General features: G+C 52.9%; 17 protein-coding genes, 1 tRNA gene, 1 rRNA gene and 1 riboswitch. Of the genes, 9 read left to right on the forward strand and 10 right to left on the reverse strand.

Annotation, left to right across the window (positions count from 1 at the left end):
• Positions 1 to 214 (reverse strand): 16S ribosomal RNA (locus tag ACTQ33_RS10150); the annotation flags it as partial.
• Between the two features lie 625 nt (positions 215 to 839).
• Between ACTQ33_RS10150 and ACTQ33_RS10155 the strand changes: the two genes are divergently transcribed.
• The 4 genes from ACTQ33_RS10155 to ACTQ33_RS10170 all read left to right on the forward strand — a co-directional run bounded on the left by ACTQ33_RS10155 (position 840) and on the right by ACTQ33_RS10170 (position 5,821).
• Positions 840 to 1,772 (forward strand): copper amine oxidase N-terminal domain-containing protein, encoded by a 933-nt coding sequence (locus ACTQ33_RS10155; protein WP_441464436.1) that lies wholly within the window; start codon positions 840 to 842, stop codon positions 1,770 to 1,772.
• A gap of 184 nt (positions 1,773 to 1,956) precedes the next feature.
• Positions 1,957 to 3,234, forward strand: a complete 1,278-nt coding sequence (locus ACTQ33_RS10160) for a hypothetical protein (RefSeq protein WP_441464438.1) — start codon at positions 1,957 to 1,959, stop codon at positions 3,232 to 3,234.
• Between the two features lie 80 nt (positions 3,235 to 3,314).
• A complete protein-coding gene (locus ACTQ33_RS10165; RefSeq protein ID WP_441464440.1) occupies positions 3,315 to 4,709 on the forward strand; it encodes an MBOAT family O-acyltransferase in 1,395 nt (464 codons plus the stop codon).
• 11 nt (positions 4,710 to 4,720) lie between these two features.
• The gene (locus tag ACTQ33_RS10170) at positions 4,721 to 5,821 is read left to right on the forward strand and encodes a DHHW family protein (protein WP_441464442.1); all 1,101 of its coding nucleotides are present in this window, start codon (positions 4,721 to 4,723) and stop codon (positions 5,819 to 5,821) included.
• Between the two features lie 83 nt (positions 5,822 to 5,904).
• Here the strand turns inward: ACTQ33_RS10170 and sepF are convergent, their stop codons facing one another.
• Positions 5,905 to 6,225: a cell division protein SepF gene (gene sepF / locus ACTQ33_RS10175; protein ID WP_441464443.1), complete on the reverse strand. Its 321-nt coding sequence runs from the start codon at positions 6,223 to 6,225 to the stop codon at positions 5,905 to 5,907.
• A gap of 565 nt (positions 6,226 to 6,790) precedes the next feature.
• A riboswitch (cyclic di-AMP (ydaO/yuaA leader) is annotated at positions 6,791 to 6,921 on the forward strand.
• Positions 6,922 to 7,053: 132 nt separating this feature from the next.
• On the opposite strand from sepF, the gene ACTQ33_RS10180 reads away from it, so the two are divergent.
• Complete coding sequence (locus ACTQ33_RS10180; RefSeq protein WP_441464445.1) at positions 7,054 to 8,526, forward strand: sodium:solute symporter family protein; 1,473 nt, start codon at positions 7,054 to 7,056, stop codon at positions 8,524 to 8,526.
• A gap of 45 nt (positions 8,527 to 8,571) precedes the next feature.
• On the opposite strand, the gene rny is transcribed toward ACTQ33_RS10180, so the two are convergent.
• The gene (gene rny / locus ACTQ33_RS10185; protein ID WP_441464447.1) at positions 8,572 to 10,122 is read right to left on the reverse strand and encodes a ribonuclease Y; all 1,551 of its coding nucleotides are present in this window, start codon (positions 10,120 to 10,122) and stop codon (positions 8,572 to 8,574) included.
• Between the two features lie 690 nt (positions 10,123 to 10,812).
• Between rny and ACTQ33_RS10190 the strand changes: the two genes are divergently transcribed.
• From ACTQ33_RS10190 to ACTQ33_RS10200, 3 genes are all read left to right on the forward strand, one after another.
• Positions 10,813 to 10,897, forward strand: a tRNA-Leu gene (locus ACTQ33_RS10190).
• Positions 10,898 to 11,062: 165 nt separating this feature from the next.
• Positions 11,063 to 11,758: a DUF5986 family protein gene (locus ACTQ33_RS10195; protein ID WP_441464449.1), complete on the forward strand. Its 696-nt coding sequence runs from the start codon at positions 11,063 to 11,065 to the stop codon at positions 11,756 to 11,758.
• Between the two features lie 17 nt (positions 11,759 to 11,775).
• Positions 11,776 to 12,942, forward strand: coding sequence for an ImmA/IrrE family metallo-endopeptidase (locus tag ACTQ33_RS10200; RefSeq protein ID WP_441464451.1), 1,167 nt, complete (start codon positions 11,776 to 11,778; stop codon positions 12,940 to 12,942).
• Positions 12,943 to 12,987: 45 nt separating this feature from the next.
• On the opposite strand, the gene ACTQ33_RS10205 is transcribed toward ACTQ33_RS10200, so the two are convergent.
• From ACTQ33_RS10205 to ACTQ33_RS10220, 4 genes are all read right to left on the reverse strand, one after another.
• On the reverse strand, positions 12,988 to 14,283 hold the full coding sequence (locus ACTQ33_RS10205; RefSeq protein WP_441464453.1) for a recombinase family protein: 1,296 nt from the start codon (positions 14,281 to 14,283) through the stop codon (positions 12,988 to 12,990).
• A complete protein-coding gene (locus ACTQ33_RS10210) occupies positions 14,252 to 15,619 on the reverse strand; it encodes a recombinase family protein (protein WP_441464455.1) in 1,368 nt (455 codons plus the stop codon). The genes ACTQ33_RS10205 and ACTQ33_RS10210 overlap by 32 nt, the downstream gene beginning before the upstream one ends.
• A gap of 92 nt (positions 15,620 to 15,711) precedes the next feature.
• The gene (locus ACTQ33_RS10215; protein ID WP_441464457.1) at positions 15,712 to 16,044 is read right to left on the reverse strand and encodes a plasmid mobilization protein; all 333 of its coding nucleotides are present in this window, start codon (positions 16,042 to 16,044) and stop codon (positions 15,712 to 15,714) included.
• Between the two features lie 2 nt (positions 16,045 to 16,046).
• Positions 16,047 to 17,219: an AAA family ATPase gene (locus tag ACTQ33_RS10220; RefSeq protein ID WP_441464458.1), complete on the reverse strand. Its 1,173-nt coding sequence runs from the start codon at positions 17,217 to 17,219 to the stop codon at positions 16,047 to 16,049.
• Positions 17,220 to 17,367: 148 nt separating this feature from the next.
• Between ACTQ33_RS10220 and ACTQ33_RS10225 the strand changes: the two genes are divergently transcribed.
• On the forward strand, positions 17,368 to 18,444 hold the full coding sequence (locus tag ACTQ33_RS10225; protein WP_441464460.1) for a DUF6076 domain-containing protein: 1,077 nt from the start codon (positions 17,368 to 17,370) through the stop codon (positions 18,442 to 18,444).
• 152 nt (positions 18,445 to 18,596) lie between these two features.
• Here the strand turns inward: ACTQ33_RS10225 and ACTQ33_RS10230 are convergent, their stop codons facing one another.
• Genes ACTQ33_RS10230 through ACTQ33_RS10240 form a run of 3 tightly spaced genes read right to left on the reverse strand, consistent with a single transcriptional unit; the run spans position 18,597 to position 22,529 of the window.
• On the reverse strand, positions 18,597 to 19,562 hold the full coding sequence (locus tag ACTQ33_RS10230; RefSeq protein ID WP_441464462.1) for a substrate-binding domain-containing protein: 966 nt from the start codon (positions 19,560 to 19,562) through the stop codon (positions 18,597 to 18,599).
• Positions 19,559 to 20,749, reverse strand: a complete 1,191-nt coding sequence (locus ACTQ33_RS10235; protein ID WP_441464464.1) for a response regulator transcription factor — start codon at positions 20,747 to 20,749, stop codon at positions 19,559 to 19,561. The genes ACTQ33_RS10230 and ACTQ33_RS10235 overlap by 4 nt, the downstream gene beginning before the upstream one ends.
• A complete protein-coding gene (locus tag ACTQ33_RS10240) occupies positions 20,742 to 22,529 on the reverse strand; it encodes a cache domain-containing sensor histidine kinase (RefSeq protein ID WP_441464466.1) in 1,788 nt (595 codons plus the stop codon). Before ACTQ33_RS10240 ends, ACTQ33_RS10235 begins: the two co-directional genes overlap by 8 nt.
• Positions 22,530 to 22,643 lie beyond the last annotated feature (114 nt).

Below are 22,643 nucleotides of genomic sequence, written 5' to 3' on the forward strand. Positions count from 1 at the left end.
AGGAGATGCCTCCCCGGCACATTATGCGGTATTAGCAGAAGTTTCCCTCTGTTGTCCCCCACTGAAAGGCAGGTTGCTCACGCGTTACTCACCCGTCCGCCACTGTCCTCTGAATCAGTTGTCCGAAAACTCCGTCATCAGATTCTCGTTCGACTTGCATGTGTTAGGCACGCCGCCAGCGTTCGTCCTGAGCCAGGATCAAACTCTCAATAAAATGGTATCAAAACGACTCTTTCAAGCCGATTCAATCAATCATTCCATCAAGTATTTGCTCTAGCAATTACTCAAGAAATTTCGTTGGCTAAATCTTGTACTTTGAACAAAATTTATCCGCCAGTTTTACGAAACTGGCAAAATCAATTGTCCAAGGTGCTTCGTCATGTTTTCGCGTTGTTTAATTTACAAGGTACACACACCGCTGAGCGGTCGTTCGTGAGATTCATTTTATCACAACTTTTTACGTTTGTCAAGAACTTTTTTCAAAGTTTTTTCAAACTTTCAAGCCGTTTTCCAGTGAACTTCTCACTTTTTGTCGTTCGCGCCGTCCGGCGGAACTCGTTTATCTTACCACAGAGGAACTCGTTTGTCAAGAACTTTTTTCAAAGTTTTTTCGGAGTTCTTACTGGCCGCTTTCATCGGAACCGCTGTCCCTCAAGCGCTTGCATATAACATCAGACCGTCCATCATTTGTCAACAACTTTTTTTAAAATTCGACGTTTTTATTTGCTGCTTTCTTTTTTTATATTGTAACCGTGGTCATTTTGGCGGTTGCGCCTGTTTTAAAAGTGTGTTATTCTAAATTGGTAACAAATCGTAACCTTTTAAACTGGAGGGATTTTATGAGGCGATTGGCTGCACGGCTTTGTCTTTTGCTGCTCTCTCTGGCGCTTCTTGCTTGTTCAGCTGCGGCGGCCTCGATCAAGGTGACGGTTCGCGGCGTTCCTGTGATATGGAACGGCGCGGCGCCTTACATCAACGATCAAAACATTACACTGACGCCGGTACGGGATGTGGCGGAAGCCATGGGGCTGACGGTACGCTGGGTACAAGCACAACAGATGGTAGAACTGTCCCGTACCTATACGCCCGACAATTCCGTATATCAGGCAGAGCTGCAATCAGGACAAAAGGAATTCATTGCTTCCCGCACCGTTTCCCTATGGATTGGCCGCAACACCTTTTCAGTCGCCAATCAGTACGCCCTCTATGATGGCCGTACCATCGTCAACACTCGCACAGGCCAGACGAACAGTACATTTATTGCCGCCCCGGTGGTGCGCGACGGTCAGACCTTTGTGGCCATTCGGCCGGTGGCTGAACAGTTTGGTTTTGATGTGCTGTGGGACCAGACCTCCCAAACGGTCCGTATTGTCAACGGTCTGGCTTCGGACTGGGGCTATGCCTGGACCGTCACGCAGGATGGAACCGGCGGGCTGCTGGTTGGCATCCACTCCCCGGTGAATCTGGTGAACGCCACCATTACAGGCATCACAGTGAAAAGCACCACGGCTCGCAGCGGTTCCGACGGCAATCGCTCCATTCGGCCCGCCACGGCTCAGGAACTCGCCACCCTACAGACTGCTGCCGGCGTGGCTCTGTTGGATGCCGTCCGGGTGGAGTATCCCTTTGCCGCCGGGGAATCCTACACCATCACCGTATCGCTACAAGTAACCAAAACCAACGGTGCTTCGGCTGCTGCCAACGGTTCCTTTCAGATCAATCTTCCCGCTTCTGACGAGGCTGCCGACTCGGACATGGCCGGGGTTTCCTGAACAGACATTCCAAATAAATCAAGAGACGCCTTCGCGGCGTCTCTTGATTTATTTGGAATACATCTCTCATATTTTTTCGCATATACGGGAACAAATAGGGAAAGGCGGCGTCTAACCAATCAGAAACCACGCGGCACCGCCGCTCCCGCTTCTGGGAAACGATACACGAAAGGAATCGAGAACTATGAAAAAGCTGATTGCTCTGCTGCTGGCGCTGACCCTGGTATTCTCCATGGCTGCCTGCGGCTCTAAGGAGGAGACCCCCGCCCCCGACAATAACGCCTCCAACACCGAGACCAACGACACCACCTCCGATGATACCAGTAAGGATGATGAGACAAATCCCATCGATGAGATGAATTTGACCACCGTCATGGAAGACATTCTCAAGGGTGTGGAGAACCTGCCCATGTATGAGATCATGGAACTGACGGAGGAGAACTTTGAGTTTATGACCTTTATTCCCTATGCGGACGGCTACGAAGCGGTCTCCGCCGATGCGCTGATTGGCTCCATTGCCCACAGCGTCGTTCTGATCCGCGTTCCCGACGGCACAGACGCCGCCCAGGTAGCCGCTGATATGGAGGCCAATGCCAACCCTGCTAAATGGGTCTGCGTTACCGCCGAAGCCACCCATGTGCGTCAGCACGGCAACACCATTTTGCTGGTCATGTCCACTGTGGACACAGCCAACGCCATTCTGGTAAACTTTGATTCCCTGGCCGGTGAAGCCACACCGGAGAGCGATCTGGCTGAGGTCGTTGTTCCCGAGGAGGAGGAAGTGCCTGAGAACCTTGACGATCCCGTTGCCGCTCCTGTGGGCGGCAATGCTGAGACGCCTGTAGCCTCCAAGCCTGACAACACCGTCAACACCAGCACCGGTTCCAACACCAACAACAGCTCCTCCAACACGAGCAGCGGTTCCAGTAACGGCTCTGGTACTGGTGCCGGCAATGGCACTGGCGGCGGCACCGGTAACGGTTCCGGCAGCGGCTCCAACACCAGCAGCAAGCCTGAAACGCCCACGCAGCCCGAAACCCCTGCCACGCCGGAGGAAAAGCCCACGGAGCCCGAGACTCCCACTACCTCTGGGACCGATCTGTCCGCTGTCCTGTCCACCGTCACCGCCGGTATTGCGGATTTGCCCATGTGCGCCAGCGACATGCTGACGGCCGACAATTTTGAAGCCTTTACCTTTATTCCCTATGCCGACGGCTACCGGGCCATCACCGGCGACTCCCTGATCGGCTCCATTGCCCACAGTGTCGTCATTGTGGAGGTTCCCGAGGGCACCGACGCCGCCACTGTGGCCGCCGACATGAAGGCCAACGCCAACCCCCGCAAGTGGATCTGCGTGGAAGCCGAAAGCGTCCAAACCGCTTCCAAGGGCAACCTGGCCATTTTGGTCATGGCGACCCAAGACCGGGCCGACGCCATTATTGCCAACTTCAACGCCATGTAATCGACCCTTTGACCGGGCGCACCGAACCGGTGCGCCCGGTTTTTGCGTCCAAAATGAATTTGCAATCGAGGTGACTGCCCATGCTGTTTTCCAGCATAACCTTTCTATACGGCTTTCTGCCCCTGACGCTGGCCCTGTATTTTCTGGCGCCCAAGTCGTGGCGCAACGGCGTACTGTTGGCGGCCAGCCTGTTGTTTTACTTTTTTGGAGAGCCCGTTTACGTCTCTTTGCTGCTGATTTCCTCCATCAGTGATTACTGCTGGTCCCTGCTCATTGAAAAGCACCGGGACCAACCCAAGCGGACGCGCCTCTATCTGATCGCTTCCATCGTCATCAATTTGGGCCTTTTGGGATTCTTCAAGTATACCGACTTCCTGATCGGCACGGTCAATGATCTGCTGGGTACCGCCATTCCCCTGACCGGCATACCTCTGCCCATCGGAATCAGCTTTTTTACCTTCCAGACCATGTCCTATACCATCGACGTGTACCGGGGCCGGGCCTCGGCACAACGGAATCTTGCCACCTTTGCCACGTTTGTCTGTCTGTTTCCCCAGCTGATTGCCGGTCCCATTGTTCGGTACACAGATGTGGCCGCCGAACTGGAACACCGTAAAAGCACGCTGGAGGGCGTCGCCCTGGGTCTGCGGCGCTTTGCCTTTGGCCTGGGCAAAAAAGTTTTACTGGCTAACGCCATGGGTGAGCTATGCACCGCTTTCCGAGACGCCCAAAGCCAGAGCGTTCTGTTCTTCTGGCTGTATGCCGTGGCCTTTTCCCTGCAAATCTACTTCGATTTCTCCGGCTATTCCGACATGGCCATCGGCCTGGGCCGCATATTCGGTTTCCAGTTCCCGGAGAATTTCAATTACCCCTTTATTTCCAAATCCATCACGGAGTTTTGGCGCCGCTGGCATATGACCCTGGGCAGCTGGTTCCGCGACTACGTCTATATTCCCCTGGGCGGCAACCGTTGCTCCAAAGCGAAATGGCTGCGGAATTTGGCGGTCGTCTGGCTGCTGACCGGTTTGTGGCACGGCGCAAGCTGGAACTTTGTCCTCTGGGGCGCGCTGTTTGGCGTGCTGCTGATGATTGAAAAGCTGTGGTTGGGGAACCTTCTGGAAAAACTGCCCGCTGTGGTACGCCATCTCTATGTGGTATTCCTGGTAATCATCAGTTTTGTGATTTTCAACGCCGACGGTCTGGCCGGTGTGCTGACCGATGTGGGCGGACTGTTTGGTGCGGGCGGACTGCCGCTCTATACCAGCGAGGCCCTCTACTATCTGCGCAGCTACGGTGTACTGCTGGTGGTCTGCCTGATTGCCGCCCTGCCTCTGGGCAAGCGCTGCTATGAGCGCGTCCAGAACAGCAAGATTATGACCGTTTTGGAGCCTGCGGCCGTTGCCGCTTTGCTGGTGGCCGTAACGGCCAGTCTGGTGGACGGTTCCTTTAACCCCTTCCTCTATTTCCGTTTCTAAGGAGGTACGCCATGCAGAAAGTCAAATATATTGCCATTGCGGCCGTCTCCTTTGTGATGCTCTTCGGCATTGCCGTCTGGCATCTGATTTTGCCCGATCAGGAAACCTCCCGGTCGGAACGGCGCACTCTGGCCCAGGCGCCGGCCCTGACGGCGGAGGGCATTTTCTCCGGCGACTATATGAAAGCGCTGGAAACGTATCTGTTGGACCAGTTTCCCGGCCGGGACGGCTGGCGGACCATCAAAGCTGTGACTCGTTTTGATCTGTTCCGGCAGCTGGACAACAACGACGTCTATCTGGTAGGCGACAGCGTCTTTAAGATGGAATACCCGCTGAAAGAAGAGCAGGTGGCTTACGCCGCCAACAAGATCAATGAGGTGGTCTCCACCTATGTGCCCAGCGACCGGATTTACTATTCCATTGTGCCCGACAAGAATTACTTTGTAGCCGAGGCACACGGCTATCCCCATTTGGACTATGACCGTCTGGTGGAGATCATGACCTCCACCGTCAACGGCCAGTATCTGGACATCCTGGATCTGCTTTCGGTGGACGATTACTACCGCACCGACACCCATTGGAATCAGCCCGACATTGTAGGCATCGCCCAGTTCCTGGCCGACGGCATGGGGTTGGGCGTCAGCCTGACGCCGGAGGGCGGCTATACAGAGAATACCCTCTCCCCCTTTTACGGCGTCTACTGCGGCCAGTCGGCCTTGCCGGTAGAACCGGATGTGCTGACGTACCTGACCTCCGATGCCACCAACGCCGCCTCCATGACCGGTGTGGAATTCGAGGGCAAATGGCCCGTATACACCACCACCAAGTTTGACGGAATGGACGGCTATGACGTCTTTGCCGGCGGCGCCCAGGCGGTACTGACAATTGAAAGTCCCCTGGCCAAGACTGACCGGGAATTGGTGATTTTCCGGGACTCCTACGGCAGCAGCATCTCTCCCCTGTTTCTGGAGGGCTACGCCAAGGTGACCCTCATCGACTTGCGGTATATTGCCGCCAAGCTGCTGCCGGACTTCGTGGAGCTGAACGAAAATCAGGACGTCTTGTTCCTCTACTCCACCAGTCTGCTGAACTCCGGTATGCTTTTGAAATAATGCAATTTGCTATAGCTTCCAGCAGATAGGATACCAAAAAATTACGGGATCGCCCACAGTCCAATGTGGGTGATCCCGTTTTTTTATGGATTTTGTGGGTCTTGGTCGTCCAGATCGGCTGTGGTGTCGAGAATCGCGATGATCTGCCAGCGTCCAGACCGCTGCACCATGCCGCCCAGAGCAAACACCACGCCGGAGAGAAAATAGAGAATCCGGTTGGCCGCCATGGTATCCAGTCGCTCCAACCGCACCTCCACCGCACCGTAACGCATCAGCTCCTGGGCAATGTGCGCGACTTCTTCATAACGCTTCGGACAGCTTTTAATCGGGTGCTTTCTGGTCCAGCGTCTCATGGATATGACGTTATCTCGCTCCAACGGTCTGGCCGCTGTCTCTCGCTCCATACCCAACCTCCTTCTCCCGGCTCTGAGACTAGACTCATTATACCATTGCCATAAAACACCTGGGCCGATTCTGCAAAATCTGTCGATTTTTGCGCAGAATCAGCCCGCATATAAAAGAAGTAATTCCCTGTCAACATCTGTTTTGCAGGATTGCATCTTTACCTCTCTGGTTCACTGGTGTATACTCAAAAAAAGAGGTGATTAACATGGCGACAAGTAGACCCAGATATACGGTGTCTGTGGACAACGACCTTTTTCAAAAAATTGAGGACTTTCGGTATGAGCGGCGATACCAAACCCGTTCCGAAGCAACGGTAGAGTTAATCCGATTGGGTCTTGCGTCCCTGGAAAAAGAACGCAGCGCGGAAAAACAGTCCCAGAACACAAACGCCGACACGATGGATTCCTCCAAAGCATAAGCGCTTTTCCTGGAGGATTGGGCAATTTTACCCGCATGAAATCGGAGGCAGCATTTGCTCCTCAATCTTTTGTATAAATTTTACAAAATACACTGGAAATCCAACCACGTTTATGCTATACTAATACCAATCAAATATCTGAAACTGGATGCAATGCGCTGAGTGCCGCCAGAGGCGGCAGCGGGAGAACCAATTTTGGGGTGAATCGGCTGTAGCCGACGGGAACTTCCTTTTCCGAACCCGACAGCTAATCTCGTAAGCGGAGGAAGGTCGATCATTGCCAGGTCAGGAGTTCTATTCTGTGATTGGAAATTATTGGCTATTTTTCGCCGCCTATGCTTTGCGTAGGCGGCGATTCCTGTTTTTGCATCCGCCGGGGCCGGTAGCGGCGGAAAGGAGCATGCAAACTATGACCATGGGTACCTTGTTCTGGATTTTGACGGTAATCGTCTGCGGCGTGTTTCTCGTGATCTCCTGGAAAGTGCAGGGGCAGGCCAATGAAAGTTTCTCCCACTATGCCATCGGCGGCAGCAGTTTTCCCATGTACCTGATCTTTTTCACCCAGTTTGCCACCATCATGGGCGCAGGCAATTTCATCGGCCATGCCGGCAGCGGCTACGAAAACGGCATCGGTTGGCTGGCGTTTATCCTGGGGGAACAGGGTTCCAAAATCGTCTTTGCCCTGGTTTTTGCCGGTCTGGCGGGCCGCTTCACCTATAACACCATGCCGGAAATGATCGATGATCTCATTGTCCGCGATAAGCTGACACGGATTCTCTGCGGCATTCTCAGCGCCTGTATCATGGTGGCCTGGGTCGGCGGTCAGGGCAAAGCCTTCGGCGAGATTTTCCAGGTGTTCACCGGTGCGGACCCGCTGCCCATTATCCTGCTGTTCTCCGCGATTTTCATCGTTTACACCTTTATGGGCGGCGTCTACAGCGTCGTTTGGACCGATTTGTTCCAGGGCATTTTGTGCGTGATCTTCGGCATTATTTTCTATCTCTTTGCGTTCAGCAAGGTGGATTTCAGTCTGGTGGAGCTGGGCAACCGTCTGGAAGCCGTGGGCAAGGGCGAGATGTGGACCTTTGCCAACCTGGATTTCCTGGGCACCCTGAACACGTTCCTGACGGGTCTCGTGGGCGTTCTGGTGGCGCAGACCTATTGGCAGCGCTGCTACGCCTGTAAAACCTCCAAAACCGCCCGCAACGGCCTGCTCTACAGCGGTATAATCTGCGTCATTATGACCATGCTGACGGCTTTGGTGGGCCTGATTATCCTCACCATAAATCAGGACCTCGACGCCGGTTCGGCCATGCCCTGGTTTATGATGTACTGCACCCCCATGCTGGTGGGTGCGGGTATTTTCGTGCTGATTCTCTGTGCCGGTATGTCCTCGGCAGACTCCTGCCTCAACTCGGCGGCGGTGCTGGTGGTCAACGATCTGGTGCGGCCTTTCGGCAAACACAATGACCGACAGCTGGTAAAGCTGGCCAAGTGGGCTACCTTGTTGATCGGTGTGGCATCCTCTGTGGCGGCTATCTATGCCAGTTCCATCATCTCCCTGTTCTCCCGGGCCTACTCTATGGCAGGCGCCGGTGTGGCGCCGCTGCTGTGCATTGGCTTCCTCTGGAAAGAGCACAAGGGCCAGCGGCCGGAAATGAGCCGCTGTAACAGCAAGGTCACCGCCTGGGGCGCCCGGGTGGGCATTGTGGTCGGTGCGGTGGTGTCGCAGCTGCCCATTCCCAACGCCGTCCTGGTGGGTCTGGTGGCCTCCTCCATTGCCATCGTTGTGGTATCCCTGCTGACCCGGAACGTTCCCGTGGAACGCTGCTTCCGCAGTGAGGGCGACGCCCACCCCATTCCCAAGGATACCGCCGGATGATCAGACAAAAACCCGTCGGATTGGCTCCGACGGGTTTTACTGCAATTATTTGGCGTAATCCACCGCTTTGGTCTCACGGATGACGTTGATCTTGATCTGTCCGGGATATTTCAGCTCGCTCTGAATCTTGGTGGCAATATCATGGGCCAGAAGAATCATGTTGTCCTCGCTGACCTCCTCGGGCTTGACCATGATGCGGACTTCGCGGCCGGCCTGGATGGCGTAAGCCTTGTCGACGCCGGGATAGGAGCCGGTGAGTTCCTCCAGCTTTTCCAGACGGCGAATGTAATTTTCCACATTCTCACGGCGGGCACCGGGACGGGAAGCAGAGATGGCGTCGGCGGCCTGTACCAGGCAGGCGATGACCGACTGGGGCTCCACGTCGCCGTGGTGGGCTTCGATGGCGTTGATGACGATGGGGCTTTCCTTGTACTTTCGAGCCAGTTCCACGCCCAGCTGCACGTGGCTGCCCTCTACCTCATGGGTGACGGACTTGCCCAGATCGTGGAGCAGACCGGCCCGCTTGGCCAACGTCACATCGACGCCCAGCTCGCTGGCCATAAGACCGGCAATGTGGGCCACCTCGATGGAGTGGCGCAGGACGTTCTGGCTGTAGCTGGTGCGGTAGCGCTGACGGCCCAGGAGTTTCACCAGCTCCGGGTGCAGGTTGTGGATGCCGGTCTCGTAGGTGGCGCGTTCGCCTTCCACCTTGATGGTGTGCTCCACCTCGCGGCGGGCCTTCTCCACCATGTCCTCAATGCGGGTGGGATGGATGCGGCCATCGACGATGAGTTTTTCCAGCGCCATACGGGCCACTTCGCGGCGGATGGGGTCAAAGCTGGAAACAGTAATGGCTTCGGGGGTATCGTCGATGATGAGATCGACGCCGGTAATGGTCTCCAGGGTGCGGATATTGCGGCCCTCGCGGCCGATGATGCGGCCCTTCATATCGTCATTGGGCAGGGGGACCACGGAAACGGTGGCTTCGGCCGTGTGATCGGCGGCACAGCGCTGAATGGCGGTGGCGATGATCTCACGGGCCCGCTGATCGGCCTCCTCCTTGAGCTGGGTCTCCACCTCGTTAATCTTCATGGCCGTCTCATGACGGATTTGGGATTCCACATTCTCCAGCAGATAGGTTTTGGCCTCCTCCTGGCTGAGACCGGATATCTTTTCCAGGACCTCCATCTGACTGCGCTTGAGCTGGTCCGTCTCCTCCTGGGCGGCGGCCACCTTTTGCAGTTTGTGGTTCAACTCCTCCTCCCGCTTTTCGTGGGCGTCCAGCTTGCGGTCGAGGGTTTCCTCCTTCTGTTGCAGGCGGCGCTCCTGCTTTTGCAGGTCGGCGCGGCGTTCCTTTACTTCTTTTTCGTATTCGGTACGAGATTTATGGATTTCTTCCTTGGCCTCCAGCAGCAGCTCTCGGTTCTTGTTCTCCGCCGCCTTGATGGCTTCATTGATCAGGCGTTTTGCCTCCTCTTCGGCGCTGCCGATCTCTTTTTCGGCAACCTTTTTCCGATAGGTTACGCCGACAAAAAAGAACACCACCGCACAGACAATGCCGACGATGACCGGAAGAATGATTTGTATCGGTTCCATAATTCTGCGAACACACCTCCTTGATCTAAGATCTGAAAAAATCGGGTATGCGCGGAAACAGCAGCGGCGGCGCAGGCCCCCCAAGCAGCTGCACCGGTCGCACTATAATCCAGAATCTATTGTACCGATGGATGGTCAATGTGTCAAGACAAGTTTCATCCGGTGTCGTTTGGTACGGGACCATCTCTGTGTAAACCTTACAAAAGCCCGTCTTTTGCTATTGACCCATCGGACCGGGTATGGTATTATTATATAGTATCTGCGGATACAACCAACCGGTAAAAACAGGTCCATTTTGTTTTTACCGTTGCGGATGCAGCGATTGGCTCCGCCTCGGGTCCCCTCCCCGTGTAAAAATAGAGGGTTTCTTCCTGATACGGGCATAGTGGAAGCGGTAGACCTATGAGATACAGGTGCTGTCGTCTCCCGGAAGAGTTCCCGGTCCAGTCCCGGCTCCCGTATCCTGTCAAGTGAATGTGCGCCTGTGATGGAATTGGTAGACATGCGAGATTTAGGTGCTGTCACCTCAGTGAATCTTTTTGAGTTAGCGCAGCTTCCTTCTTGGCTGACCAGATCATCGGCGTGCTCAATCAGGTAAGAACAGGGTTACCTGTTTTTATAGTTGCGGACTAGGCTGTGTGCCCCGCCTCGGCTTCCTCGCCGTGTAAAAACAGAGGACAAATCGAATATGCGGGCGTGGTGGAACTGGTAGACTCGAAGGATTTAGGTTCCTTTGTCGAAAGGCGTGCGGGTTCGAGTCCCGCCGCCCGCACCAGACTAATGTAATCCGAATTTGTTTCCGATGGGAGATAAGTTCGGATTATATTTATTTCCTTCCATTAATCCGAGATTGCATAATCTAAAAGAGATTGTAATTTCACTTGACTTTTATTATGCAATATGTAAAAATAGAAGACATACAAGAAAGGATGTGTATATTATGATTGGTTCCCAGAAGAATTTCAGCTTTAATTTGGCGCTGATTGACCATGCTATCGTCAGTGCGCTGCAAGAAGCGTTAGAATATATCATGCCTGAAATCATGAGTGACCACCATTTGTCAGAACGCAATGGCTATGGTCAGTTCCGTTGGAATCCAATCATAGCTCAACTTCGTGACAAATGTCAGCACTTGGGATGGCTGGAATTGAATATCTGCCCACGAGGCGGCTGGAAAACCCCCGTATTATTCCACCATGCCTCTGGTTATATTTTTACCCTAATGACCGAGGATACATTTAAGGGTATTCAGCAGCGCAAAGACAAAGGGAAACATTACCTGTGTGGAGCTGCTTATTTTAACGAAGAACTGGAAGCTCAGTACGAACAGTTGGAGTTAGCGCTACCCGGTGTATCTGCTGACTTAGAAGAGTGTGTCTACCGTTCGCAAGAGCAGCTTGCACAGGCCGTTCATGCTGAGGTGGGTGAAATTAAAGGACATATCTTGGTGTTGTTCGATACTTATAGTGATCGGCTCTTAGGAGTCCGAGCAGTTCGTCTTACACATTCACTTGAAATCTCCAACGAGGAAGAAAACTGGTCTCATCTTATAGGTGTTCCTTACGCTGCTGCCTTGACCGTTATTCCCCAGCAGAATGATACCGAAGAAGAGGAAACTCTTGTTGAACTTTTGTAATTAAAGGATTGGTTATTGTGCAGAAAGGAAATAGGGTTAATAGTGAGCGGATAAAAGAAGCACGCTTATTTAGAAAAATGACCATGGCGGATTTGTCTGAATCCATCGGAATAAATAAGCAAGCTATTTCCCAATTTGAGAACAATAAAGCAACACCTGAACCTTTAACGCTTCGCAAAATATCAGAGGCATTGGATTTTCCGTATTCATTTTTCTTAGAATACGATAAGCAGTCAACCATAGGTAATACATATTTTCGAGCGTTGTACTCCAGCAAAAAGAAAGATTTGGTGGCGCAGAAAATTCGAGCCAAATATTTGGTGAAAATTCATTCTGTTCTATCAACGAAAGTTAGATTTAAGCCACTTAATCTTCCTGTGTTTACTGACGAAGAACAACTTTCAATTGAAGAAATTGCACAACGAGTCAGAACTCATTGGGATTTGGGGGATGCTCCAATTTCCAACATGGTCTCACTGTTGGAAAAGAACGGAATTATTGTGGGAGAATTTGCAACGGGTAGTAGAGACATTGATGCCTTTTATCAATATTATGAGGAAAATAATTGCCCGACATATTGCATTATACTAGGGGCAGATAAGAAGAGCTTTTTCCGAAGGCAGTTTAACTGTGCCCATGAATTAGGACATATCATTCTACACGAACGATATCCAGACTTAAACGAAATCGATAGAGAAGAGTTTCGAGAGCGTGAAAATGAAGCAAATGCCTTTGCTGCTGCACTGTTACTGCCTGCTGCTGCTTTTGGCGCTGATGTGTCTATATATCCTAACCGGCTCAGCCATTATATTGAATTAAAGCGGAAATGGCATGTATCTGCTATGGCAATGATAATGCGTGCATATTCATTAGAATATATAACTTCTAATCAGTATTCATACCTAATGCGACAAATGAGTATGAACGGTTATCGCCAGAAAGAGCCATTAGACGATGCGATTGAGTACAAGCATCCTGTTGCGCTCAAGCAAGCAATTAACCTCCTTATGGCTAAGGGAAACATGACCAGCCAAGATATTATGGCATTGTTTGCTGCAAATAAATTTTCTGTTTCACCCAATGTAGTAGAAGAACTATTGGATTTAGAAGTTGGAACACTAACCACGTATAAAGAACCTCCAAAAATAATTGAGTTTCCAGCAATTCAAAAAGGAGAAGAATAAAAATTTATAGATAGCAAGGGCTTGGCTCCATCGTATAAGATTTCTCTACTGCCAGCTAACAATACGAGAGATTTTTGTAGCTTCTATTTTTTCTATGATAAGCTCATCTATCTCCCTCTCTAGCTCCTGAATCCTTTTCTGCAACGATAAAATGTGGGCGTCGAGGACCGGTTTCCTCAACGCCCATATTTTTTGCTTCTGTTTCAATTCCTTTTGCTCCTCGGCCATCCTGATGCGCATGGTCTGGATAAACTCCTGTACCGCTGTATCCAGTACCTCCTCATGGATTCGGTGAGAACTGCAATAGCTTTTCCCATTCCGATGGTAGCCCCGACAGACATACTCCACACGCCGATTACCGTTCCAGTACCGTATCATCGGCACAAAGGGACTGCCGCACTCTTTGCAGAGAATCAGTCCAGCGTAGCGGTGTTTAGCCTTGTTTCCATTGGCTGGGCGGGCCTGCTCTTTTAACCTCTGCTGAACCTGCGCCCAGATACTTTGCTCCACGATGACCGGGAAGAAATGCTCGTGGCGAATCCATTCCGACTGCTCTACCCGTTTTGCCTTACCGCTGTTGGTTTCCGACCGGTGATTGATGAGAACGCCGGTATAGGCCTCCTCCGTCAGCACATTTTTTACACTGGCGTACGTCCAAATATAGTGGCCATCTCTGGTTTTATGTGCGGCCCGCACCTCCCGCCCACACTGTTCAGCTCGTAGTTGCGCCGGCGTCTTTCGCCCCAGCTCGTTGAGCCTGCGGGCGATTTCTTTCTGCCCACAGCCTTGTAAGTACAGAGAATAGATGAGCTTCACCGTTTCCGCCGCCTCCGGGTTGACCACAATTTCATCGGTGTTTCGGTCCTTTCGGTATCCAAAGGGCGGTGTGATCACAATGCCCTCCCGCTGCTTCTGGCGGTACCCGGCCCGGATCTTTTTCCCGATATCTTTGGCGTAATAATCATTCATCAGGCCACGGATGCCAATGACCAGGTCATCCTCTTCCTGGGCCGTGTCCAGCCCTTCCGTGACGGAGATCACACGAACGCCGCATTCCCGCAGGTAGTCGATGAACAGGGCCGTCTGCGTCCTGTGACGCCCCAGGCGGGAGAGGTCTTTCACAAGGACGGCATCCAACTTTCCCGCATCCACGGCCGCCGTGAGCACCTCCAGCCCACGGCGGCTGAACTCCATGCCGCTGATGTTATCATCCGAAGATTGCCCAATCACCAAATCCCCCCGTCCGGCCGCAAATTCCCGGCAGATCCGCATCTGATTTTGCAGAGAATCCCGATTGGGATCGTCATCGTTAGACAGCCTGGTATAAATCCACACCCGCATGGTTTTCTTCCTCCACTTCCATTGTCTTCAGTGGTTCAAAGTCCCCATCCTGCAGTACCAGGCACTCTGTCCGCCGGCCGTTTTCGTAAATGTCCAGGTGATCCCGGAACGGTGCTTTCAAGTGGATATCCAGAGATAAGCGCCCTTCCTCTTCGTGGACATAAATTTTATCCACCAGCATCCGTAGATTGGCCTCTGACAGCGTCCCTTCCTTCAGAATGTCATCCATCATGCGGATGTCCTTCTTCAGCATGTTCTGCCGCTCCCGCAGGGTAGCTTCCATATTTTGCAGCTCCTCGATTTGCTTCCGGGCCGCTGCAATCTCCGTCTCCCGCTTTTGAATCATCCGGTCGTATCGCTCGGCGTTGGCTTTGTCGTGAATCCGTTCCATTAGAATCGCCTCCAGCTCTTCCTCCAGCAGCGCAATCCGCTCCTGTTGTTTTTTGATTTGACCGGCAGCAGCACTGGCTCTGGGCCGCCACTGGTCAATCAGGCCCTCCATGGCCTGAAAGTTCGCTTCATACATCTGCTTTGTTCGCAGCAGTTCCTTGGTGATGAGCTGATCCAGGACACGCTCCTCCACGGTATGGGAGGAGCAATACTCCTTCCCGTACCTGTGGTAGGTGTCACAGTGATATTCCACCCGCTCTCCCCTTTTTAAATGGATGCGTTTTCCCACAAAGGTTCGGCCGCAGTCCTCACAGCGTAGGAGACCGCCATACCGCAGAATGTTCTGATTGGTGCCAGCACGGACATTCCGTTCCTTCCGCTCCGCCAGCAGTACCTTAACCTGTTCCCAGATTTCTCTGGATAGGATGGGCGGGAAGAAATTCTCGTGCCGGAATTGCTCCTCAGGCTCAGTGAAGCGGAAGGTTTTATTGATCTTGTTGCGCTCGCTTTTGTGGCAGATCAGTGTACCGATGTAACTCTCGTCCTGTAAAATGCGGCTCACCATTCTTCCATCCCAGAGGTATTTTTTCAAGATGCCCGTCTGAGTGTTGGGCAGGCGCTTGCGCAGGAGCCCCAGCTGCGTCAGCGCCGGTGTTTTCCGTCCCTGCTCGTTGAGCATTCTGGCAATGGACTTCAGGCCATGACCGCTGGTATCCTGCACACCAAAGGACTGAACAAAGTGATAGTACTGGCGGCCGTCCGTCTTACAGAACCGTTCCTTGGTAAGCTGCATTTCAGTGCAGGCACTTAGGGCAGTGCAGTTCCAGCCGGAAACCAGCCGCTGCTCTCCCCAGGTAGTTTTTTCCTTCTGCTGGACGTAGCGCAGCACACCGCCCAATGCACCTCGGCTGCCGCCGCGATTTTTAATCGCGGTGAAGGTTGCCATCTCGTCGACACCTCCTCCATATCATTCGCTTCCAGCCTTATCGGCTGAAAGCTCACTCATTCCAGGGTGTCTCCTCTCCCCACAAAAGCGGTTCACCGCTTTTGTGGGGCCCCATTTACCGTCTTTAACAATTCCCGAAGCTGCTCATAAATTTTTCCGTAACTTTCTACCAAGGTGTCACCGTTGAGTACGGTCAGTCTGCCCATATTGGCCAGCGTAGTGAGCTGATTCAGATTCCGCCCCTGGACTTTCAACTCAGATAGCATCTGCTCCAGACCCTCTACCCGTACAATCTCTTTTCCCAAACCGCTGTAACACAGGTAGTCGGTAATGGTCAGGTCCGCAGCTTTCGCCTTCTCCCGAATAGCTTCCTTGGTGTGTGGTGTTACCCGCAGGGTGATGATCTCCGTCTTTTTTATTCTCACGATTAGCGTCTCCTCCCGTTCTCTGCACAAACAACGGGGTACGGGGCAGCGCCCCGAATCTGTGCGCGGCGTATAGCCGGGCGCGATGCTTGCCCTCCCGAACGGGAGGAATCCGCCTCCCCGGCCCGCTCCACTTCCCTTTCAGCCGGTCTGTCATCGGAGGCAGGGTCGATAGGGTCAATTTCAGGGGTACCCTCCAGATCGGCACTTTCGGCACGGTGCAGCTCGATAATCCGTCTGCCATTGCTGCGGCGGCTGATCGCTGTAATCCCAGTTTTCCTTAGAGTATCAGCACTTTGCAAGATCATTCGGACTACTTTTTTCGGTGTTGCCCCCGCGCTTCCATCCGGGTCGATTTGCTGAGACAGCTCCGTAGGAGTGCCGATAAATGCTTCCCGGTCATCCATGAACGCCGTAAGCAGAGTGACAATCCGGTCCTCCCGCAGTGCCGGCTCCACTCTGCTGTCCGATACCAGTTCCCATACGTTCTCCGGACTGCGGCAGAGTTCCAATTCCCGGTATTCGATGTCCCGTCCAATGCAAGTCAGCCTAGCCCTGCCGCTGCCGCGTTTCTCCTCTACCAGAGTGAAGCTGGAATCCACCGCGCCGCTGATGGCCGTGGTGCCGGAGATCCGATGGAATACATCCTCCGCCTTTTCTTTCCGCAGATGGTGAATAAGCAGGATGGCAATGCCGTATTGATCCGCCAACCGTTTTAGCACAGACAGGTCCCGGTAATCGTTGGCGTAGGTGGCGTCGTGGACTGGACGGATCATCTGAAGCGTATCGATGATGACCAGCACCAAATCGGGATGGGCTGCCAGGAATGTGCGCAGTTGTTCTTCCAGTCCCTGGCCAATAGGAGCGCACTCCGTACAGAAGTGGACACAGTTGGGCGCATCCTCCGTGATTTCGAATAGCCGATTCTGAATACGGAGAACAGAGTCCTCCAGGCAGAGATAGAGCGTGGCGCCTTGTTTGGTGGCCAAATTCCAGACCGATTCTCCCTTGGCCACCGTCACAGCCAGCCACAGGGCCAGCCAGGACTTCCCCACTTTGGGGGAGCCTGCCAGGATGTGTAATCCCTGGCCGAGCAGCGTGTCCACCACAAAATTCGGTGGACGGAGCGGCTGGTTCATCAAAGTCGCACCATCTACGGTTTCCAATTTTCGCATTGCAGCCCTCTCCTTTCGATATTGTTTTTATCTTATTTATTATCTAATTCTACTCTAGCATGCACGTTGACTTTCTGCAATAGTTAATGTATAGTTTAAATACATACACTATATTGATTGGGTTAGATTCTCTATTGGAGGCATTGCCATGGGTGTTCTGGGAAAAGACATATTTGATCTGCATCGGCCGCATACGCATACAAAGATTCAGTTTGGCGAGAAGGGCTATTGGGTGGAATGGGTTCCTGACTGTCTGCCCTATGGCACAACGCTGACCACTATTTTGAATTGCAACATTGAGGATTACTGCACCAAGTTGGATGCCATGGAACAGGCCGTTGCTACCGGTGATCGGGAGTTGGTAGCAACGCAGCTGAACGCACTGCAGTGCGGATTTATGGCGCTTCCACTTTATCGACTGTATATTCTGGAGCCGGAAAGCGTGGAATCCGATCGGTTTTGGAATCTGGTAGAAGCCGGAGAGAACCCGGACATAGCGGCCGAAGTATTAAAAAATCCGGATGCATTTCTTTTGAAATACATCCGGGCTAAAGAGGATATTCTCTATATTCAAGAACGCTACACTTGGTTTCTGGACTCTCTGCTGGAAGGACAGCCCTTTGAAAAGAAAAAGGGCCAGAGGAAACTTCCTCTGGCCGCGCAGATTACAAAACGATTTTTGGAGCCGTTTGTCAGCGGCGTCAGTCTTGGTGAGGACGATCATGTGGATGCTCCCCAGGTGAATGTGCAGTATGCGGTGATGCAGCAGGCAGGGCGGGAACCGGAACTGGTGGAAAAGATGTACTTTGACCGTCTCCTGGACTTTGTCTATGTAGAGCTGATGCGTGGGATGCAGAAGGGGTTTGTCCCAAAACGGTGTGCAAACTGCGGCAGATGGTTCCTGCAACACCCAGGGGCCACCTTTGCGTATTGCGATGAACCGGCACCCGGCCAGGAAGATAAGACTTGCCGGGAGATTGGCGCAACTGCCAGTTTTCAGGACAAGGTACGCAACAATGAGATTTGGAAACTGCACCAGCGGGCCTATAAAAAATACTTTGCCCGCACCCGTAAGGGTACTATGAGCAAGTCGGAGTTTGAAGCCTGGGCACGGGAAGCCGAGCAGTTGCGGGATGCGGCCCTCGCAAAAGATCAGAAGGCAGCTACCCCCGAGGAGAAAGAGCAGATTCTGAAAAAATTGCAATCAGAATTAAATCGAGCGTGAGCAAATATAAAACCTGGGCTGAGAAATTGCTTTCTGCTGAAGCACCGGCGGATTGCAAAACAAAAATATAATGCGGGTTTACCTGACCACGGCAGATGCCGCGGTTCTTCTGCTATGCTGGGTTTGACGTTACATTCAAATGTAAGTGTTCCTTACTTTCCTTTGTCTGATGCCGACGTTCTGTTGTCTGGAAACGGTTCACACGGCAAAATAACCTCCCGCGGTAAATTCGGTTCCTGTTTTAAAATCCGAAGCGCATAGGATACCGCTTCTGTACCCCCTGTCGGACACAGAATGGTACCTGCCAGCACGCCGTCATGAACGGCCTGAAGGCCGCCGGCATTTCCTGTGGCACCGCCAGCACCAACTATGGGAATTCCCGTCAAACTACGCATTTTTTCACAGGCCAGAGCAGCTCCCTGCGCCATACTGTCTGTCTGCGCCACGATTGCATCCAGCTGTGGCTGCTGCTGCACAAGAAATTCCTTGAGTTTGTCTTCTGCGCTGTCCTGTGTCCACTTGGCCGTTACGGTCTGCACAATCTCCAGATTCTGCTTCCCTTGGAGAATGGCTTCATACAGACCTTGCTGGCGTTGTCGGGCCGCCGGTGAAACAGCCGTATCCGCCAACTCTAAAATGGTGCCCCCCGACGGCAATAGTTCCTGCAACAGCAGCCCCTGCATCTGTCCTACTGCATAATGGTCCGGCATAATTGACATGGTGTAGTCCTCGCCAAACACCCCCGGCGAAAGAACAATTACCGGGATTTGCGCGTACACCTCTTTCAGCAGCTCTGTCATGGCCTGTCCATCCTGGGGAGACAATATCAGCAAGTCAATGCCATAGTCTAACAGGCGATCAATGTCCTCTTGCTGGCGCTGGACGCTGTTGGCGGCATCCGTAAAAATTACTCGCAGCTCACTATGCGCCCGCGCCTCCTGTTCCACGGCCTTCTGCATAGCAATATTCCAGGGATCAATCAGATTACCCTGGCTCATACCCACCAAGTATTTCACTTCCGGCACCACCTCAGTCGGTGACAGAAAAAACAGGCCGTTACCCAGCAGCAGCAGAATCAGCAGCACCGCAGCAGCCGGTCCAATGATTCGTCGTTTCATCTGCCCTCCATCTCCCTGATAAAGTTTGCTGGAGAGCGCCCCATGGCGTTTTTAAACGCAGTACTAAAATAAAACTGATTGCTGTAGCCAACCATGGATGCGATCTCTTTGATCCGTGTATTGCCTGATTGCATCAGCTCCACTGCCCGCCGAATACGGGTGCTGGTCAAATACTCCATAAACGCTGTACCAAGTTCCTGTTTCATCAGGCGGCTCAAGTAGGCTGCATTGACCCCCACAGCCCCTGCCACATCCGGTAAACTCAGGTCTGAACGGCTCAAATGGGCCGTGATATACTGTAAGGCCTGCTGAACTGGTTCCGAACGCTGCATCTGCTGCGTCGTCTGTTGAACCAACTGCCGGTAACATTCCGGAAGCGCCATGGGCTCCGTGAGTTCCATGCAGCCCGTCAGAAAATGGCGCTGCAAACTCTGTTCCAACGTTGCCGCCATTTGTTCCATCTCTTGCTCTCCCACAGTATCCTGGTCCACCAGAGCCAGAATCTTGCCATGGCTGTCATGGAACAGGCATAGTGGGCGTGGCGCCATCAGTTCTTCCAGGATATTGCCTACGGCATACCGCAGCAGCTCCGGCGCCCAGCGGGACAGCTCACTGCTTTGCTGCATTGGTACCAACATCCAAAGCGTGGGACGGTGCCCCAATTCAACGGCAAACTGTCCCAATCCCCGCTCCAGGTCTGCCGGCGGCAATTTACCTTCCAGCCACTCCTGTAAAAACTGTTCCCGCAGGATGTCCATGCGCTTTTCCAATTGGCTCTGAACCCAGTGATACTGTCCCCGCTTTTCCTGCTCCGTCGTGCATTCTGTCAGTATCGTCTCCAGCACCCGGTACAGTTCCTCCGTATCCACCGGCTTGAGCAGATATTCCCGTACCTGCAGCCGCAGGGATCTCTGTGCATACTGAAACTCGTCATATCCCGAAAGAATGATAATCCGAGGATGGCATCCGCGTTTTTGCAGCTGTTCGACAAAATCCAGTCCGTTCAAAAACGGCATACAGATGTCGGCAATGATCACATCTGGCTCCATAGCCACCGCCAATTCATAGGCCATTTCGCCATCCTCCGCTTCTCCGCAGATCTCCAGCGGTAACCCCATGGATTCAATCTGTTTCCGCAAGCCCCGGCGGATTTTCGGTTCATCGTCTGCCAGCAACAGCTTAAACATAAGTACCTCCTTTTTCTGTAGGGTCGTAGAGCATGGGATGCCGGATTTCCGCCAGCACACCACCCGGATCATTGGGCGCAAAACGTAAGCCGTATTCTGCGCCATAGGACAACGCAATGCGGTCATTCACATTGAATACACCATAGCCCCCCTCTTCGGGGCGTGTCTTGGCTGCCAGCAGGTCGTTGAGCCGCTGCATCTGCTCGGCTTCCATGCCAATCCCATCATCTTCCACTTGCAGCAGCAAATCCGTGCTGCATCGCTGAACCTTGACGATAATACGGCCCGGCCCTCGCTTTTGCTTGATTCCATGATAGATGGCATTTTCGACCAGCGGTTGCAGAATCAGCTTTTTGACACAGCAGCCTTGCAGGGCCTCCTGGCATTGAATCTCATAGGTAAGCTTATCCTCATATCGTACTTTCTGAATATAGAGATAACTCTCCACATGGGCCAGTTCTTCTTTCAGCGCTATGGTGTCCCTTCCCCGGCTCAGCGAAATACGGAACAGTTTAGTCAAGGCACCTACCAGCTGTACAATCTGCTCCTGCTCCGCCTCTACCGCCATCCAGCGGATGGTATCCAACGTATTATAGAGAAAATGCGGCTTAATCTGGGCCTGCAAGGTTTTCAATTCCGCTTCTCTCTTGCTACGCTGTTCCCGATATACCATCTGTAATAAATGCCGCATGTTCTCAATCATGCGGTTAAAACTCCTGCCCAGCTGGGCAAATTCTCCCACATACTCGCCGGTAAACGCCACGTCGAGATTGCCGTTCTCTGCCTCCAGCATCAGGGCGCGCAGTTGGCTGATGGGGTCGGTAAACAGTTTGGAATATTGCAGCACCAACAGCGTAGCCACAGCCAACATCACCACCAGCACCATAGCAGTAATGGTACGGACCTGATGTGTAGGCTCCATCAGCTCTGTGTAGGAGAAAGCCGCCATAACCGTCCAGCCCGTTTGTTCCGATGGCATTCCCAACAGTTGGTATGTCGTACCGCCAACCCGATACAACTTGCCATTCACCTCCGGCGTATACTGGTGCGGCAGTCTGTACACCGTATTGTTGGCCGGGGCATAGACCACACTCCCCGTTTCATCCACCACATAGAGAAAACCAGCATTGCCCAGTTTGACGGGCCGGAACATGGTTTCCAGGGCAGACAGCTTTAAATCCACTGCCACCACTCCCAGGACCTGCTCCCCGGCTTCATCCGTAATGGCACGGGCCAGCATAACGATGTCGTTGGTACTGAGACCATGGCCGATGGTAACGTTTCGCCCAATGGGCTGGGAGATCATTTGCAGGGCACCCGCCGCCTCTGCTGCTTGTTGATACCACGCATCTCTCGTCAATGAGGTCCGGGACATTCGGTAAATCTCGTTAGATGCATACAGATCGTGGGCGTTGGCTACGATAATGCCGTTGATGGTTTCATTGCCCTGGCTGTACATCTGCATCCGCTGACGCACTGCCGTTTCCAAGTCCAACCGCCGTGCATCATAAAAGCTCTCAAGCTGTAAATATTCCTGTACCACCGGGTCCTGAATCAGATAGCGAAGAATGTCGTCTGTCCGTTCAATGGTCAAATCCAGGTTGGTCTGTGTCTGGCGAAGGAGCTGCTGATTATATGCGTCTGCCTGCCCATGGGCCGTATAGGTAAAAATCACATTAAACACCAGCAGCAGCGTCAGCATAGCCAGGGAAATGGACAGCAGTTCGTGGGCCAGCAGCTTTCCGCGAAGACTGCCGTGCCGAAAACGTTGCCACATCATGGCAGTTCCCTCCTAATTCAGGATGGTAGTACAGATATTATATCGGTTTGGCAGGCCGGATGCAATTCTCACGTCCAGGAATACCGAAAACGTTCAAAAGCGGATGCCGCACTT

This window comes from Candidatus Avoscillospira sp. LCP25S3_F1 (assembly GCF_052117125.1).
GTDB lineage: Bacteria > Bacillota > Clostridia > Oscillospirales > Oscillospiraceae > Avoscillospira_A.